The organism is Mycolicibacterium stellerae (assembly GCF_003719305.1).
Taxonomy (GTDB): Bacteria; Actinomycetota; Actinomycetes; order Mycobacteriales; family Mycobacteriaceae; genus Mycobacterium; species Mycobacterium stellerae.
The window spans coordinates 1-16,694 of sequence record NZ_RARC01000048.1 but is presented as its reverse complement, the minus strand read 5'-3'; the positions used below and the strand labels follow the sequence as shown (position 1 = coordinate 16,694).

The window sequence follows — 16,694 nt, the reverse complement described above, 5'->3', positions numbered from 1 at the left end:
GCCATGAGCAGCGACGCCCCCGACTCCGCAGCAGCGCACGAGGCCGAACCGGCGGGCCGTCACGAACTGCCGCCCGACGAGCCCGCCCGGCAAATCGGTGACCTGCAGCCCGCAGGCGTCGAAGGTGTGATGCGGCGGGGACGGTCGCAGCTGGTGTTCGGCGCGCTTGGTGTCCTGCTGTGCGTGCTGCTCGGCATCGCGATCGTCACCCAGGTGCGACAGAACGATTCCGGCGACTCGCTGGAGACCGCGAGACCGGCCGACCTACTGGTGCTGCTGGATTCGTTGCAGCAACGCGAGGCCGCGTTGAACACCGAGGTCGCCGACCTCCAGCGGACACTGGCGGCACTACAGGCATCGGGCAGCAGCGGCCAGGCGGCGATCGAGAACGCCCAGGCCCGGCTGGCCGCGCTGTCGATTCTGATCGGCTCGGTGGCCGCAACGGGTCCCGGGGTGACCTTGACCATCGACGACGCTGCCGTCGGGGTGGCGCCGGAAACCATGCTCGACGTCATCAATGAGCTGCGCAACGCCGGCGCGGAGGCGATGGAGGTTGCGGGGGGACAGGGAGATCCGAAGATCTCTGTCCGGGTCGGCTTGGACACCTGGGTGGTCGGAAGGCCCGGCGCGCTCGAGATCGACGGTCAGACCCTCAACCCACCGTATACCGTTGTGGCCATTGGCGATCCACCGACGCTGGCTGCAGCGATGAATATTCCCGGCGGCGCGATGGACAGTGTCGAGCGCGTGGGCGGCACGATGGTGGTACAACAATCCGACCGGGTGGATGTAACCGCCTTGCGGCAACCGAAAGCCCGCCAATACGCTCAGCCCGTGAAGTGAGCACCACCTGCAAAGAGGAGCGCCGTGAGCGAAATCCCGCCCGACCTGTCCTACACCGCCGAACACGAGTGGGTGCAGCGCGTCGGTGACGACACCGTAAGGGTCGGCATCACCGACTTCGCTCAGTCGTCCCTCGGGGACGTGGTGTTCGTCCAGCTGCCCGACGTCGGCACCGACGTCACCGCGGGCGAGTCCTTCGGCGAGGTCGAGTCGACGAAGTCGGTGTCCGACCTGTATGCGCCTGTGACGGCGAAAGTCGTTGCAGTCAATGGCGATCTGGAGGGCAGCCCGCAGCTGGTCAACTCCGATCCCTACGGAGAAGGGTGGCTCATCGAGTTGCAGGCCGACTCCGACGCCCTGGCAGGAGAGGTCGACGGTCTGCTGGACGCCGACGCCTACCAGGCGCTGGTGACCGAATGAGATGTTGTTAGGGTTCCATCGATCGGTTCACCATCTGACCGCGAGACGTGTTCAACTTGATCGGGCGGGGGTGGACCCAATGGGGACCGCCGCGCGGTACGGTCGACGTCAGACGTATGACGGCTGGACAGGGGCCCACGCAGGGCCCGGCCAGATATCGCCACAGCAGCCAGTGAGGAGCAGCGGGTGACGGATAAAGATCAGAATTTCGGGGCTGACCAGACGTCTGACGAGCTCACCGTGGAGACCACATCGGTGTTCCGCGCCGACTTCCTCAACGAACTGGACGCCCCGGCGTCGGCGGGTACCGAGGGGGCGGTCTCGGGGGTCGAGGGCCTGCCGGTGGGATCGGCGTTGCTCGTCGTCAAACGCGGTCCAAACGCGGGATCACGCTTCCTGCTCGATCAGCCGACGACGTCCGCCGGGAGACATCCCGACAGCGACATCTTCCTCGACGACGTCACGGTGAGCCGACGCCACGCAGAGTTCCGGCTGGAGAATGGTGAGTTCCAGGTCGTCGACGTGGGCAGCCTCAACGGCACCTACGTCAACAGGGAGCCGGTCGACTCTGCGGTCCTGGCCAACGGCGACGAAGTGCAGATTGGCAAATTTCGCCTGGTATTCCTGACCGGCCCGAAGACAGACGACGACAGCGGGCCAGGCAGCTAGGTTGACTCGATGAGCGCTTGCGCTAAGAGCAGATGACACAGCCCGACACGCCCGCGTTAGCCGGGATGTCGATCGGAGCGGTACTCGACTCGCTGCGACCGGACTTCCCGGACGTGACCATCTCCAAGATCCGGTTTCTGGAGGCCGAGGGACTGGTCACGCCGCAGCGGACGCCATCGGGTTATCGACGGTTCACCGCGTATGACTGTGCTCGGCTGCGTTTCGTCCTGACCGCGCAGCGCGACAACTACCTGCCGTTGAAGGTCATCAAGGCCCAGCTCGACGGTCAGCCCGACGGCGAGCTGCCACGCACCGGATCCCCGTACGGCGTACCGCGTTTGGTGCCGGTGTCCGGCGAGCAGGCCGACACCGACGCCGCCGTGGCACCGACCCAGGTGCGGCTGAGCCGCGAAGACCTGGTGGCGCGCTCAGGGGTGGCCGAAACGGTTCTCACCGCTCTGATCAAGGAAGGGGTGATCACGACGGGACCCGGCGGTTTCTTCGACGAGCACTCCGTGATCATCGCCCAGTGCGCCCGTGCGCTCGCCGAGTACGGGGTGGAGCCCCGCCATCTGCGTGCGTTCCGGTCGGCCGCCGATCGGCAGTCCGATCTGATCGCTCAGATCGCCGGACCGGTGGTCAAGGCGGGCAAGGCGGGTGCGCGGGATCGTGCCGACGATCTGGCCCGCGAGGTGGCCGCACTGGCTATCACACTGCACACGTCATTGATCAAGTCGGCCGTGCGCGACGTTCTCGACCGGTGAGGATTAGACTCGTCGTATTGGCTTCGGCGGTGCGGAGGGCAGACACAGATGGGTGAGGTTCGTGTGGTCGGCATTCGCGTGGAGCAGCCCCAGAACCAGCCAGTGTTGCTGCTGCGCGAATCCAACGGTGATCGCTATCTGCCGATCTGGATCGGCCAGTCCGAGGCCGCGGCGATCGCCCTGGAGCAGCAGGGGGTCGAACCCGCCCGCCCGCTGACCCACGACCTGATCCGGGATCTCATTGCCGCGCTTGGCCATTCGCTCAAAGAGGTGCGCATCGTCGACCTCCAAGAGGGCACCTTCTACGCCGATCTGATCTTCGATCGCGACATCAAGGTGTCGGCACGGCCGTCGGACTCGGTGGCCATCGCGCTTCGGGTCGGGGTGCCGATCTATGTCGAGGAGGCGGTTCTCGCCGAGGCCGGGCTGCTGATTCCCGACGAGAACGACGACGAGGCAACGGGCGCCGTGCGCGAGGACGAGGTGGAAAAGTTCAAGGAATTTCTTGACAGTGTGTCGCCCGACGACTTCAAGGCCACCTGAGCTCCATCTTCCTTGGTCCTCACGTCACGGCGCCGAACATCACGGATGCGTCTCAACTGACGCTTTCGGCTCGACACGCGGCGCGGGTTTCCGCCAACCGCGATCGGGGCAGCCATACTTTGATGGTCACGACGGGCAGTCAGGGTTCGTCGGGGAGCGTATGCTCGACGCATTCGGGCTTTGGCAAACGTGCCGCGGTGCAGGTCACAGACGCGAGTTCGATCGGCGAGAGGATTCGAGAGTGGAAGACACGCCACGTCAAGAGCAGCTGGATCTATCCTCTGGCGATGGTGCGCCGCAGCCGTCGGCCACGACTCCCAGCGAACCCGTACAGGCCGGGCTGTTCCCCGATGACTCGGTGCCGGACGAGCTCGTCGGCTACCGCGGCCCGAGCGCCTGCCAGATCGCCGGGATCACCTATCGCCAGTTGGACTACTGGGCCAGGACCTCGCTGGTGGTGCCGTCGATTCGCAGCGCCGCCGGATCCGGCAGCCAGCGTCTCTACTCGTTCAAGGACATCCTGGTCCTCAAGATCGTCAAGCGACTGCTGGACACCGGCATCTCGCTGCACAACATCCGCGTCGCCGTCGACCACCTGCGTCAGCGGGGTGTTCGCGATCTGGCCAACATCACGCTGTTCTCCGACGGCACCACCGTCTACGAGTGCACGTCGGCCGAGGAAGTCGTCGACCTTCTGCAGGGCGGCCAGGGTGTGTTCGGCATCGCCGTCTCCGGCGCGATGCGGGAGCTGACCGGCGCCATTGCCGATTTTCCCGGCGAGCGCGCCGATGGAGGCGAATCCATCAGCGCGCCGGAGGACGAACTGGCGTCCCGGCGCAAGCACCGCGACCGCAAGATTGGCTGACAGCCCACTCCGAGTCGCCTGCCGGTAGAATCGGCAGCGCATCGCCCCTGCGCGGGAGAGATTCGTGGCAGCCAGCCACGGACGCCGAAGGAGCAACACCTCTCCGTCAAACTCTCAGGCACCCGGACCGGGCAGGGCCCCGAATGCCTCTGGAGCGCCCATGTGGGTGACGACTGAGGGAGAGGAACCCCAGCGGGTTCTGCGCCCTCAAGCGTCAGGAGATGGATGTTCTCCCACGATCAACCAAACTTCGCCGACCGGCACATCGGGCCGGATGCCGACGAAGTTGCGACCATGCTCAAGACCATCGGCGTCGGCTCGCTGGATGAGCTCGCCGACAAGGCGCTTCCCTCAGGCATTCTCGACGCGTTGTCCGCCGGGGGCATCGCACCCGGCCTCGACCAGCTGCCCCAGGCGGCGACCGAAGAGCAGGCGCTGGCAGAGCTGCGCGCACTCGCCGACGCCAACACCGTCGCGGTCTCGATGATCGGTCAGGGCTACTTCGACACGCTGACCCCTCCTGTGCTCCGGCGCAACATCCTGGAGAACCCGGCCTGGTACACGGCCTACACGCCCTACCAACCGGAGATCAGCCAGGGCAGGCTCGAGGCGCTGCTCAACTTCCAGACCATGGTCGCCGACCTCACCGGCCTCGAGGTGGCCAACGCATCGATGCTCGACGAGGGCACCGCCGCCGCAGAGGCCATGACGCTGATGCATCGCGCCGTGCGCGGAACGACGAATCGGCTGGCCGTCGATGCCGACCTGTACCGGCAGACCGCGGCCGTGTTGGCCACCAGGGCCGAGCCGCTCGGCATTGAGATCGTCACCGCCGACCTGCGCGACGGCCTGCCCGACGGCGAATTCTTCGGGGTGATCACCCAGCTGCCCGGCGCCGGCGGGGAAGTGGTCGACTGGACCGATCTGGTGGGCCAGGCACACGAACGCGGCGCGCTGGTGGCGATCGGAGCCGACCTTCTCGCGCTGACGCTGATCACCCCGCCGGGTGAAATCGGCGCCGACGTGGCGTTCGGCAGCACCCAACGCTTCGGTGTGCCAATGGGATTCGGCGGACCGCACGCCGGCTATCTCGCCGTGCACGCCAACCACGCGCGGCAACTGCCCGGCCGACTGGTCGGGGTGTCGGTGGACGCCGACGGTTCACCGGCCTACCGGCTGTCCCTGCAGACCCGCGAACAGCACATTCGTCGCGACAAAGCCACCAGCAATATTTGCACCGCGCAGGTTCTGCTTGCCGTGATCGCCGCGATGTACGCCAGCTATCACGGCGCCGACGGGTTGACCGGCATCGCCCGCCGCGTGCACGGCCATGCGCGTGCGCTGGCCGCCGGGCTGACGGCGGCCGGCATCGACGTCGTGCACGACCGGTTCTTCGACACGGTGCTGGCGAGGGTGCCCGGTCGGGCCGCGCAGGTCCGCGATGAGGCCAAGTCGCGCGGCGTCAACGTCTGGCTCGTCGACGACGACCATGTCTCCGCGTCCTGTGACGAGGCGACGACGCGGGGGCACGTCGACGCCGTGCTTGCGGCGTTCGGAGCCGCACCGGCGGCGACATCGGACAACGGAGCCGCACCGGCGGCGACATCGGACAACGGAGCCGCACCGGCGGCGACATCGGACAACGGAGCCGCACTGGCGGCAACATCGGACAACGGGTCCAGCCACGGGGGCGACTTCGCCGCGCCCGACATCGGAACCAGGACTTCGGAGTTCCTGACCCATCCCGCCTTCACCCGGTATCGCACCGAGACAGAGATGATGCGGTACCTACGCTCGCTGGCCGACAAGGATATCGCGTTGGACCGCAGCATGATTCCGCTCGGTTCGTGCACCATGAAGCTCAACGCCGCGGCCGAGATGGAGCCGATCACCTGGCCCGAGTTCGCCCGCCAGCACCCGTTCGCACCGCACGCCGACGCGCCGGGGCTGCGCAAGCTGATCGCCGACCTCGAGACATGGCTGACGCAGTTGACCGGCTATGACGCGGTGTCGCTACAACCCAACGCGGGCTCGCAGGGCGAATACGCGGGGTTGCTGGCGATCCGGGCGTACCACGCAGAACGTGGTGAGCCGGACCGAAATGTGTGCCTAATCCCGTCGAGTGCGCACGGCACCAATGCGGCGTCAGCGGCCCTTGTGGGTATGCGCGTCGTGGTCGTTGCCTGCCGCGCCAACGGCGACGTCGACCTCGACGACCTGCGGGCCAAGGTCACCGCACACGCGGATCGGTTGTCCGCGTTGATGATCACCTATCCCTCCACCCACGGTGTGTTCGAGCACGACATCGCCGAGATCTGCGCGGCGGTGCACGACGTCGGCGGCCAGGTCTACGTCGACGGCGCGAACCTCAACGCCCTCGTCGGACTGGCGCGGCCGGGGAAGTTCGGCGGCGACGTCAGCCACCTGAACCTGCACAAGACCTTCTGCATCCCGCACGGAGGTGGCGGACCAGGCGTCGGCCCCGTCGCGGTCCGTGCGCACCTGCAGCCGTACCTGCCCGGACATCCGCTGGCCGAGGAGCTTCCCAACGGGCACACGGTGTCGTCGGCGCCGTACGGATCGGCGTCGATCCTGCCGATCACCTGGGCCTACATCAGGATGATGGGCGCCGAAGGGCTGCGCGCTGCATCGCTGACCGCGATCGCATCGGCGAACTACATCGCCCGTCGTCTCGACGAGTACTACCCGGTGCTTTACACCGGCGAGAACGGGATGGTCGCCCACGAGTGCATCCTCGACCTGCGCGGAATCACGAAGTCCACCGGCGTCACGGTCGACGATGTCGCAAAACGATTGGCGGACTACGGGTTTCACGCGCCGACCATGAGCTTCCCGGTTGCCGGCACGCTGATGGTCGAGCCAACGGAAAGCGAGAGCCTGGCCGAGGTGGATGCGTTCTGCGAGGCCATGATCGCCATACGCGCCGAAATCGACCAGGTTGGCTCGGGTGCCTGGCCGGCCGACGACAACCCGCTTCGGGGTGCACCGCACACGGCGGAGAGCCTGCTCATCGCCGAGTGGTCTCATCCTTACAGCCGCGAGCGGGCGGCGTATCCGCTTGGCAAGACGTTCCGGCCCAAGGTCTGGCCGCCGGTGCGGCGCATCGACGGCGCGTACGGGGATCGGAATCTGATGTGTTCGTGCCCGCCGGTGGAGGCGTTCGCGTAGGTCGGGTCAGTGCTTCTCGAGTGCCTCTGTGCGGGCGCTCGTGGACCGGCCGAGAGCCGCTACCTCCTCATCCATCTGGGGGAGTAGGTCAGCGGCGGCCTTGCGCATCGCCGTCTCACCGGCTGGGCTGGTCAAAAACGCCTTCAGCCAACGGAACAACCCAACCCAGCCCGGGCAGTAGACGCGATTCTTGCGCTTCTCGATCCCCTTGACGAAGGCGGCAGCGCACTTGTCCACTGACGTCGTCCGGTTAGGTGGGAACCACGGATTCGTCGACAACATCTTGCGGAACGTCGGCAAGTCGTCCTTCGTGTCTCGGATCAACGCGGTGTCGATCCAGCCCATGTGGGCAGACCCGACTCTGACACCTCGATACGCGACCTCGAGCCGAAGCGCGTTGGCCAAGTGTTCGACGCCGGCTTTCGAGGCGTTGTACGGCGCCAGTCCCGGCGCGGCCGCGAACGCCGCCATCGACGAAACGATCAACACATAGCCGCGCCGCTCGAGCACCGACGGCAGAGTCGCACGCACCGTGTGGAACACGCCGACCACGTTGATGTCCATCACTCGCTGGAAGACTTCGGGGTCGACCTGCAAGAGCGAGCCGTAGCTCGCGATGCCCGCGTTGGCCACCACCACGTCGATCCCGCCGAAGCGCTCAACCGCCGCGTCGGCCGCGGCTTGCATGGCGGACAAATCACGCACGTCGGCGGTCGCCGTCAGCACCCGGTCACCACCGCCACCGTCGAGTTCGTGCGCAAGCGCACTCAGCGGCGCCACGTCCAAGTCGGTGAGAACGAGTCTGGCTCCTTTGGAGTGGAGCCGACGGGCCACCTCGGCACCGATTCCGCGTGCGGCACCGGTGATGAAGACGACTTGGGAATCAAGTGATGTCATGGATCAGAAGGTACCCGGCAAACTTAGCGCCGTCACTCGATCCGCCCGGTGGTTCGTTTCGTCACCCGTGACCCTTCACCTGGTTGGTGATGCGGCGCTCGATGTCGCCGACGAGTTCGTCCACCGTGTGCGTCACGTAGAAGTGGTCGCCGGCCACGGTTCGTATGTCGAAGTCGGACGATGTGAACTCCGACCATGCCGCTACGCTCTCGTAGCTAACTGCGCTGTCGTCGGCGGCGGCATAGGCGTAGACCGGGCAGGCAACCTTTGTGCCCGGGGGACATTCGTAGCCGGTGATTGCCCCGTAGTTGCGCAAAGTGCGCAGGACGGTCTCTCCGAAGCGCCCGTCGACCAGCTGGCTCGCGGCGCCGGTCATCTCGTTCACCATCTTCAACAGCTCTGCATCGGAGCCCTTCAGTTGGTCATAACCGCCGTGTCCGGGCGCGGGGGAGGCCGACAGGAAAAGCGCCGCGATCGGAGCGCCGTTCTCCTCGAATTTCCTGGCCACTTCGAAGGCGATCAGCCCTCCCATGCTGTGCCCGAAGAACGCGACGGGCGTCTGGGTGATGTTGTTGGCCGAGAGCATGCTGTACACATCGGCTGCGAGCGCTGGAATGCTCTCGATGTCGGGCACGTCGTGCCGGTCGGTTCGGCCCGGGTATTGCACTGCGATCCGTTTGATATCAAGAGAAAACGCGCGTGCGAACGGAGCGTACGAGCTGGCGGACCCACCTGCGTGAGGAAAGATGTACAGCGCGCCCACGGGTGCGGGCGAACCAGGAATACCGTGCGCAACGCCGGATGACTCGTTGTTGTTCTGGGTATCGGTCACGTCGCCATCATGCTCGATGAATGCCTAGTAGGCCACCGAATCGGCGACCGGCCGACTTGTCCCTCTCTTGCTGACGAATCTCACGGCTGGCGTATGGGTTGCGCGCAGGAGTGCCCGCTATCCGGGAAACGATGGCGCAGGCATGCCGCGATGAACATCGGTTCGCAATGCGAACATGTGGTGTAATCGCCTGCCCGCATCCGCAATTGAGCAAGCCGGTCTCGGCCCGTGGGCAGTTCGCCTGCTGTCGTGCCGATGAAGCCCAGCGGCGCGACAGGCCGCCCAGCACAGCGAGAAGCGCAGGGCTTTGGACGGCAGCGGTGGCGAATCTTGGGAATTGGGGCCGAAAACCGCGATGGACGATGGCGGGGCAGGTCGTATCCAGAGCATCGTCTATCTGAAATTGACATGGCCACAACACATTTCACTCACACACCCGCACCGCTGCCAGCCCTTCAAGATCATCGGCGAGTCCGCCCGGCTGGCGGCCGTTGCGCAGACCGCTCGCACCGGGGAGCAGCTGACGAGGTGTCACACCCCTCAGCCGGCAACACCCGACAGGTTTCATGCGGCGCCTCGTCGCGGCCGCGACTCGGCGACACGCCGAGCCCGAAAAAAGCCGCGAAGTAACAACTGCCTGGTACGCAAGGGACCGCGAACGCCCAGCCGGAGCTTCCCCAACGCTGTGAGCTTTGCTTTTGGCATTCACCTAGGTTCGCTAGCTACTTCCTGGGGTAGGCGCTTCTGCTCGGCATAAGTTAAATTCTGGCTAACGGCAGGACAGAACCAAAACGCGGGTGTAAATTTTCGCCGAGTCAACTACATGGGAGCGATTTGTGCTTGTCACGACCGATTTGGATACGGCCAAGCGAACTCGCTATTGTCGCTGAGCGGGGTCGGGTCTGGGGTCTGCGACGCATGGCAGTGATTCACAGGGGACATCGAAAATGCGAAAACCGGACTTGACGCAGCAAACGAGTAGCAGACTACTCGTGCGGCGTCGGCTTACCCACGGAAATCTGAGCCGAAAGCTACAGGAAGGGACGGATCATGGCTGAGGCATCTCTGACATCGTTGTTGCAAGAGCGTGCGACCAGAACTCCAGACGCCACGGCCTACACGTTCATGGACTACGACGTCGATCCGAATGGGTTTGCCGAGAGTCTGACCTGGGCAGAACTGCTTCGCGCGGCGGAATGCCTTGCCGATGAGCTGACCACCTGCGGCTCTGCCGGCGACCGCGCCGCGATCGTTGCGCCGCAAGGACTCGGGTATGTCATCTCGTTCTTCGGGGCGATCCAAGCCGGGTTCATCGCGGTGCCCCTTTCGGTGCCTCAGTACGGCGTCCACGACGAACGCGTGTCATCGGTGCTGCAGGACTGTGCACCCACAGTCATCCTCACCACGTCGGCCGCGGTCGACGCCGTCACTCCCTACGCGCAGGACCACGGTCGCAACGCCGCTCCGGTCGTCGTTGACGTCGACTCACTGGACCTCGCCTCGCCGCGAGGCTCCGGTGCCGGCAAGGTGCCGGTGAACACCGCGGCGTACCTCCAATACACCTCTGGGTCGACCCGCTCGCCTGCCGGTGTCGTGGTCACCCACAAGAACGTCATCGTGAACGTCGAGCAGGCGTTGGCCGATTACTTCGGCGAATCGATACGGGAGGACACCACCTTCGTTTCTTGGCTACCCCTGTACCACGACATGGGGCTGATCAAGGGCATCTGCACACCGCTCGTCTGCGGACGCGAAGGCGTGCTGATGAGCCCGATGGCATTCCTGCAGCGACCGGCACGCTGGATACAACTTCTCGCTACCCATCCCGGCTGCTTCTCAGCCGCACCGAACTTCGCATTCGAGCTGGCGGCTCGCCGCACATCCGACGAGGACATGGCGGGACTCGACCTCGGTGACGTGCACGCGATCTGCAGCGGCGCCGAGCGGGTCCACGCCGCGACGTTCAAACGGTTCACCGACCGGTTCGCGCAGTTCAATCTCAAGCAGTCGACGTTGCGTCCGTCCTACGGACTCGCCGAAGCCACCGTCTATGTGGCGACGTCGAACAACGGCCAGCCTCCTTCGGTCGCACGTTTCGACTACGAGAAGCTGTCGAGCGGACACGCCAAACGCTGCGAGAACGAATTGGTCGGCAGCACCGACCTGATCGGCCACGGCTCGGTGCGAAGCACCATGATGCGCATCGTCGATCCGGCGTCCGGAACCGAGAATCCGGCAGGTAAGGTCGGCGAAATCTGGGTGCACGGGGACAACGTGGCCAAGGGGTACTGGAAGAAACCGTCTGAAACCCAACGTGTGTTCGGCGCCCGTCTGGTCAATTCGTCGCCCGGAACGCCGGAGGCGCCGTGGCTGCGGACCGGCGACCTTGGCGTCATCTCCGAGGGCGAGCTGTTCATCATTGGTCGGATCAAGGATCTGCTGATCGTCGACGGCTCCAACCACTATCCCGACGACATCGAGTCGACGATCACCGAGATCAGCAAAGGGCGCTCGGCCGCCATCTCGATCACCGAGGATCAGACCGAGAAACTCGTGGCCATCGTCGAGGTCAAGAAGCGCGCCGAATCCGATGAGGAGTTCGGCACCCGGCTCCGCACGCTGAAGCGTGAACTGACCTCAGCCATCTCCAACGTTCACCGGCTGCGGGTCACCGACCTCGTGTTCGTGCCTCCTGGTTCGCTACCCATCACCACGAGCGGGAAGGTCCGCAGGTCAACCTGTGCAGAGCTGTACAAACGTAACGAGTTCGAGCGAGTGGACATCACATCATGACTGAAATCAATGCCGAAGGCGTCGAGCTCCGCGACTGGCTGGTTGCCAACCTGTGTGCACGGCTTGGGTGCGACGCCGATGAGATCGACGTCGACGCGTCTCTGAAAGACGTGGGAGTCGGCTCCCGTGATGCCATCGAATTGTCGGGTGAGCTTGCCGACAAGCTGGGCCGACCGGTCTCCCCGGTGGATTTCTGGCAAAACCCGACGATCAACGCACTCGTCGAATTCTTCACGGCGGCAGCGGATTCAGATGCCACCGAGAGCACCGTCGGGACCGCGGCAGTGCGGGATTCCATCAACGCGCCGATCGCGGTGGTGGGCCTTGGCTGCCGGTTCCCCGGCGGGATCACAGCACCTGAGGGACTGTGGCAATTCCTCTGGGACGGGCAGTGCTCGGTCGGCGAGGTTCCTGCCGAGCGCTGGCTGCCGTTCGACGACGGTTCGCCGGACGTGGCCGCCGCGCTTGCGGGTACCACTCGCTGGGGTTCTTTCCTCGACGACGTCGACGCGTTCGATGCGGAATTCTTCGAGATCTCCCGCCGCGAAGCCGTCAAGATGGATCCGCAGCAACGGCTGCTTCTCGAGGTGGCATGGGAGGCTCTCGAGCACGCGGGGATCCCGGCCAGCACGCTGCGCCGTTCCCAGACTGGTGTGTTCGTCGGGGCATGCTTCAGCGAGTACGGCTATCTGGCCGCCGCTGACCTGCCGAAGGTCGACGCCTGGAGCAACACCGGCGGTGCGCTCAGCATCATCGCTAACCGGCTTTCCTACTTCCTCGATCTGCGCGGCCCGTCGGTCGCAGTCGACACCGCGTGCTCCTCGTCGCTGGTGGCGCTGCACCTCGCGAGCCAGAGCCTGCGGTTACGCGAGTCTGAAGTGGCGATCGCGGCAGGGGTGAACTTATTGTTGTCGCCCGCCGTCTTCCACGGCTTCGACCAGGCGGGTGCCCTGTCACCGACTGGCCTGTGCCATGCGTTCGACGCCGACGCCGACGGATTCGTCCGTGGTGAGGGCTGCGGCGTTGTCGTACTCAAGCGCCTCAGCGACGCGCTGCGCGACGGAGATCGGGTCTTGGCGGTCGTGCGCGGTTCGGCGATCAACCAGGACGGCCGCTCCAACGGCCTGATGGCTCCCAACCCCGCTGCTCAGACTGCGGTGCTGCGTGCGGCGTACTCGCAGGCCGGCGTGCACCCGCACGAAGTCGACTATGTGGAGGCGCACGGAACGGGCACCTTCCTCGGTGATCCGATCGAGGCCCGTGCACTGGGCGGCGTGCTGGGTCGCGGGCGTCCCGCGGATGCACCGCTGCTGGTCGGCGCCGTGAAGTCGAACCTGGGACACCTGGAGGCCGCGGCGGGAGTCGCGGGCTTCATCAAGGCTGTGCTTGCCGTGCAGAAGGGCCAGATACCGGCGAACAATCGCTATCAGAACCCGAATCCGCACATCCCATTCGATCAGTTGCGGTTGGAAGTCGTCGCAGAGGATCGGGACTGGCCATCGGTGGATCGCCCCCGTCGGGCGGGTGTGTCGTCGTTCGGCTTCGGGGGCACGAACGCCCACGTGATCATCGAACAGGCCCCTGAGGTGGCAATCCCTGAGCCGCGAGAGGATTTGCCGGTGACCACGCTGATGGTGACGGGCAAGACCGAACAGCGGATCGCTGCGGCCGCTGGCGCGCTCGCTGAGTGGATGGCCACAGACGGTGCCGGTGTATCGCTTTCGGACGTGGCGCACACACTCAATCACCACCGCACGCGTCATCCTCAATTCGCCACGGTGTGCGCACGCAACGCCGCACAGGCGATGGTGGGGTTGGCGGCTGTTGCGGCGGGCACGTCGGCCGAAGGAGTCGTCGGCTCACATGAGGGTCCCTGCGGGTCCGGAACCGTGTTCGTGTACTCGGGCCAAGGCGCGCACTGGGCCGGAATGGGCAAGCAATTGCTGGCCGACGAGCCGGTTTTCGCCGACGCCGTCGCCAAGCTGGAGCCGCTGTTCGTCGAGCACGTCGGGTTCTCCCTGCACGAGATTCTTTCAGAGGGCCGGCCGATCGCCGGCGATGCCCAGGTGCAACCGGTGACGATGGGCTTGCAGCTCGCACTCACCGAGCTGTGGCGCTCATACGGAGTCACCCCTGACGCCGTCGTCGGCCACTCGATGGGTGAGGTCACTGCGGCGGTGATCGCAGGCGCCCTGACGGTGGAAGACGGGTTGCGGGTGATTGCCACCCGGTCACGGCTGATGTCGCGGCTGGCCGGCCAGGGTGCCGTCGCGCTGCTCGCGCTGGATGCGGAGGCGACAGCGGAGCTGATCGGTAACTACCAAGGGGTCAGCCTTGCGGTCTACTCGTCGCCGCGCCAGACGGTGGTTGCGGGACCGCCTGCACAGATCGATGCCCTCCTTGAGGACGTGCGGCAGAGCGGCCGGTTCGCGCGCCGGGTGAACATGGAGGTGGCCTCTCATAACGCCCTTATGGATCCTATCCTGCCCGAATTGCGTTCAGCGCTAGCCGATCTCACACCAATGACGCCAGCGATACCGTTCTTGTCGACCGTCCTCGCCGACGGAAGTACGCCGGCGTTCGACGCCGACTACTGGGTGGCCAACGTGCGTCAGCCGGTCCGGTTCAGCCAGACGATCGCTACCGCGGGCGCCGAGCACGCGATGTTCGTCGAAGTCAGCGCTCACCCGATGCTGGCGCAGGCCGTCACCGAGACTCTCAGCGACACGCATCACCACAGCGTTGGCACCCTGGAGCGCGATGGTGACGACACGATGAGCTTCCACACCAGCCTCAACAGGACCTACACCACGCGGCTTCCGCAGGCGGTCCATCCGCCCGAGCCGCATGTGCAGTTGCCGACGACGCCGTGGGAGCACAGCAGCCACTGGATCGACTTTCAGGCGATGCCCCGGCGCCGCGATGTCGGCGGCCACACCGGATCTTCGGCCGCCGCAACCGGGACCGGTGTCATCCCTGCCGACTGGTACTGCGAGATGGCTTGGCCCGCTCTGCCCGTCACCGATGACCGGACGCTGTCGGGAGCATCCTGGGTGGTGCTCGGTGACAGTGAGGTGGCAGCGCAAATCGGGCTTCTCGAGGGCGCGGACGCCGGCGTCTCGGTGCTGACCGAGGACGCCGCCGAGGCCGACGTGGCCGATGCTCTCGCAGAAGCGGATTTCGTGCTGTACGCACCGGCCGCAGCGAGTTCATTCGAGGCGGCACACGGGTATCGCCTCTTCAACACCGCACGGCGGCTCAGCGTCGCGCTTGCCAGGATGGCGACTCCGCCGAAGCTGCTCATGCTGACCCGCAATGCACAGCCAACCGCCGAAGGTGACAGGGCCAATCCAGCCCACGCGGTTCTGTGGGGGCTCGGCCGCACGCTTGCACTCGAGCATCCCGAGATCTGGGGTGCGGTCGTCGACGTCGACGAGTCGGTACCCGCGCAACTGGCGGCTCGCTACCTGGTCGACGAAACGCGCAGCACCGCAGGCGAAGACCAGATCGTGTACCGGGCCGGTATCCGGCGCGTCGCACGGTTGAGGCGGCCAAGCGTCCTTCCTGCGATGTCAGCCGAGGGCCTCGACAAGGAATGCAGCCATCTGGTCGTCGGGGCGACCGGCAACATCGGTCCGTACCTGATTCAGCAGCTCGCGGACATGGGTGCCGGTACCGTCGTCGCGGTCTCGAGGAACCCGGGGAATCGACTGGATGCGCTGGCCGATTCGCTTGCCGCTCAAGGCACCAAACTGGTGGCGGTGGCGGCCGACGCTGCCGACGAAGCCTCGATGGCGGAGGTGTTCGGACGATTCGGCAACGACCTTCCTCCGCTGGGTGGAATTTACCTCGCCGCCTTTGGCGGGGGTCCGATCACGCTGTGCGACATGACCGACGACGATGTCGCGGGCATGTTCGCTCCCAAGTTGGATGCGCTGGAGGTTCTGCACAAGCTCTCGCTGACTACGCCGGTGCGCCAGTTCGTGTTGTTCGCGTCGATTTCGGGATTGCTTGGCTCGCGCTGGCTGTCGCACTACGCCGCGACCACCACGTTCCTGGACACGTTCGCCTACGCGCGTCGCGCTGCAGGTCTTCCCGCCACGACGATCAACTGGGGACTGTGGAAATCCTTGGCTGACAACCAAATCGAGCAGGAGCGCCAGATCACCCTCGACTCGGGACTCGAACCGATGCCCGATGAGGTGGCCATTCAGGCGCTGTGGTCGGTACTCAGCCCGGGTGCTCCTGTCCGGTCCACTGTCGTCGCCGCAGACTGGACGAGGTTGGCTACCGCCTACCGGACGCGTGCACAGCTGCACATCGTGGATGATCTGCTGCCCGCAGAGCCCGTCGAGGAGACCGGTGAAAGCCCGTCGGCGCCGGTGACAGCGTTCCGCGAGGCGCTGCGCGCATGTGAGCCGGCGGACCGGCACGATCTGCTGGTCGCGCATGTGAGGGCTGCGGTGGCGGATGCGATGAGCCTGACCTCGCCGCAGTTCGTCGACCCTTCCGCCGGGTTCTTCCAGGTCGGGATGGATTCGCTGATGAGCGTGACTCTCCAGCGTTCTCTGTCCGAAAGTCTGGGCGAGGTGATGCCTGCCTCGGTGGTCTTCGACTATCCAACGGTGGTCGCGCTGTCCGGATACCTCGCCACCATCCTCCCCGAGCTGATCGAAGCAGCCGAACAAGAGGAAGTCGACGACTACGACGACTTCTCGGAGGACGAACTGCTGCAACAACTTTCGGAGAGACTGAATTGAGCGCGATGGCTGGTGCGCCGTCGGATCGCCGGGCGATCATCACCGAGGCACTTCATCGGATTGATGAGCTCACGGCACGTCTGGAGATCGCCGAGAAGGGTGATACCGAGCCGATTGCC

At 65.6% G+C, this 16,694-nt stretch carries 12 protein-coding genes and 1 riboswitch; of the genes, 10 read left to right on the top strand and 2 right to left on the bottom strand.

Translation table 11 applies throughout. The annotated features are described in order from the left end of the window. Positions 1-3 precede the first annotated feature (3 nt). The 7 genes from D6M19_RS32540 to gcvPB all read left to right on the top strand — a co-directional run bounded on the left by D6M19_RS32540 (position 4) and on the right by gcvPB (position 7,293). A complete protein-coding gene (locus tag D6M19_RS32540) occupies positions 4-843 on the top strand; it encodes a DUF881 domain-containing protein (protein WP_123029420.1) in 840 nt (279 codons plus the stop codon). 24 nt (positions 844-867) lie between these two features. Beyond that, on the top strand, positions 868-1,263 hold the full coding sequence (gcvH, locus tag D6M19_RS32535; RefSeq protein ID WP_123029419.1) for a glycine cleavage system protein GcvH: 396 nt from the start codon (positions 868-870) through the stop codon (positions 1,261-1,263). A gap of 186 nt (positions 1,264-1,449) precedes the next feature. Further along, positions 1,450-1,932, top strand: a complete 483-nt coding sequence (gene garA / locus D6M19_RS32530; RefSeq protein WP_123029418.1) for a glycogen accumulation regulator GarA — start codon at positions 1,450-1,452, stop codon at positions 1,930-1,932. 32 nt (positions 1,933-1,964) lie between these two features. Then, entirely contained in the window at positions 1,965-2,696 is a 732-nt protein-coding gene (gene ftsR / locus D6M19_RS32525; protein ID WP_123029417.1) for a transcriptional regulator FtsR, read from the top strand. 48 nt (positions 2,697-2,744) lie between these two features. Next, positions 2,745-3,239 (top strand): bifunctional nuclease family protein, encoded by a 495-nt coding sequence (locus D6M19_RS32520; protein WP_105346197.1) that lies wholly within the window; start codon positions 2,745-2,747, stop codon positions 3,237-3,239. Positions 3,240-3,480: 241 nt separating this feature from the next. Continuing rightward, entirely contained in the window at positions 3,481-4,104 is a 624-nt protein-coding gene (locus D6M19_RS32515; RefSeq protein WP_123029416.1) for a MerR family transcriptional regulator, read from the top strand. Between the two features lie 42 nt (positions 4,105-4,146). Then, positions 4,147-4,244: riboswitch (glycine riboswitch) on the top strand. A gap of 85 nt (positions 4,245-4,329) precedes the next feature. Continuing rightward, on the top strand, positions 4,330-7,293 hold the full coding sequence (gene gcvPB / locus D6M19_RS32510) for an aminomethyl-transferring glycine dehydrogenase subunit GcvPB (RefSeq protein ID WP_123029415.1): 2,964 nt from the start codon (positions 4,330-4,332) through the stop codon (positions 7,291-7,293). Positions 7,294-7,299: 6 nt separating this feature from the next. Here the strand turns inward: gcvPB and D6M19_RS32505 are convergent, their stop codons facing one another. Continuing rightward, on the bottom strand, positions 7,300-8,190 hold the full coding sequence (locus D6M19_RS32505; protein ID WP_123029414.1) for an SDR family oxidoreductase: 891 nt from the start codon (positions 8,188-8,190) through the stop codon (positions 7,300-7,302). 61 nt (positions 8,191-8,251) lie between these two features. Beyond that, positions 8,252-9,022 carry a thioesterase II family protein gene (locus D6M19_RS32500; protein ID WP_234835157.1) on the bottom strand — a complete coding sequence of 257 codons (771 nt, stop codon included), beginning with the start codon at positions 9,020-9,022 and terminating at the stop codon, positions 8,252-8,254. Positions 9,023-10,072: 1,050 nt separating this feature from the next. Between D6M19_RS32500 and D6M19_RS32495 the strand changes: the two genes are divergently transcribed. From D6M19_RS32495 to D6M19_RS35370, 3 genes are all read left to right on the top strand, one after another. Further along, a complete protein-coding gene (locus tag D6M19_RS32495; RefSeq protein WP_123029413.1) occupies positions 10,073-11,815 on the top strand; it encodes an AMP-binding protein in 1,743 nt (580 codons plus the stop codon). Then, positions 11,812-16,575, top strand: coding sequence for an SDR family NAD(P)-dependent oxidoreductase (locus D6M19_RS32490; RefSeq protein WP_123029412.1), 4,764 nt, complete (start codon positions 11,812-11,814; stop codon positions 16,573-16,575). Before D6M19_RS32495 ends, D6M19_RS32490 begins: the two co-directional genes overlap by 4 nt. Positions 16,576-16,580: 5 nt before the next feature. Continuing rightward, the coding region (locus D6M19_RS35370) for a hypothetical protein (protein WP_407665432.1) at positions 16,581-16,694 on the top strand (114 nt) is incomplete at its 3' end.

What these genes read in the sequence shown, in the direction of transcription:
- D6M19_RS32540 (WP_123029420.1), top strand. Translation starts at nt 4, where the DNA reads ATGAGCAGCGACGCCCCCGACTCCGCAGCAGCGCACGAGGCCGAACCG.
- ftsR (WP_123029417.1), top strand. Translation starts at nt 1,965, where the DNA reads ATGACACAGCCCGACACGCCCGCGTTAGCCGGGATGTCGATCGGAGCG.
- D6M19_RS32520 (WP_105346197.1), top strand. Translation starts at nt 2,745, where the DNA reads ATGGGTGAGGTTCGTGTGGTCGGCATTCGCGTGGAGCAGCCCCAGAAC.
- gcvPB (WP_123029415.1), top strand. Translation starts at nt 4,330, where the DNA reads ATGTTCTCCCACGATCAACCAAACTTCGCCGACCGGCACATCGGGCCG.
- D6M19_RS32505 (WP_123029414.1), bottom strand. Translation starts at nt 8,190, where the DNA reads ATGACATCACTTGATTCCCAAGTCGTCTTCATCACCGGTGCCGCACGC.
- D6M19_RS32495 (WP_123029413.1), top strand. Translation starts at nt 10,073, where the DNA reads ATGGCTGAGGCATCTCTGACATCGTTGTTGCAAGAGCGTGCGACCAGA.
- D6M19_RS32490 (WP_123029412.1), top strand. Translation starts at nt 11,812, where the DNA reads ATGACTGAAATCAATGCCGAAGGCGTCGAGCTCCGCGACTGGCTGGTT.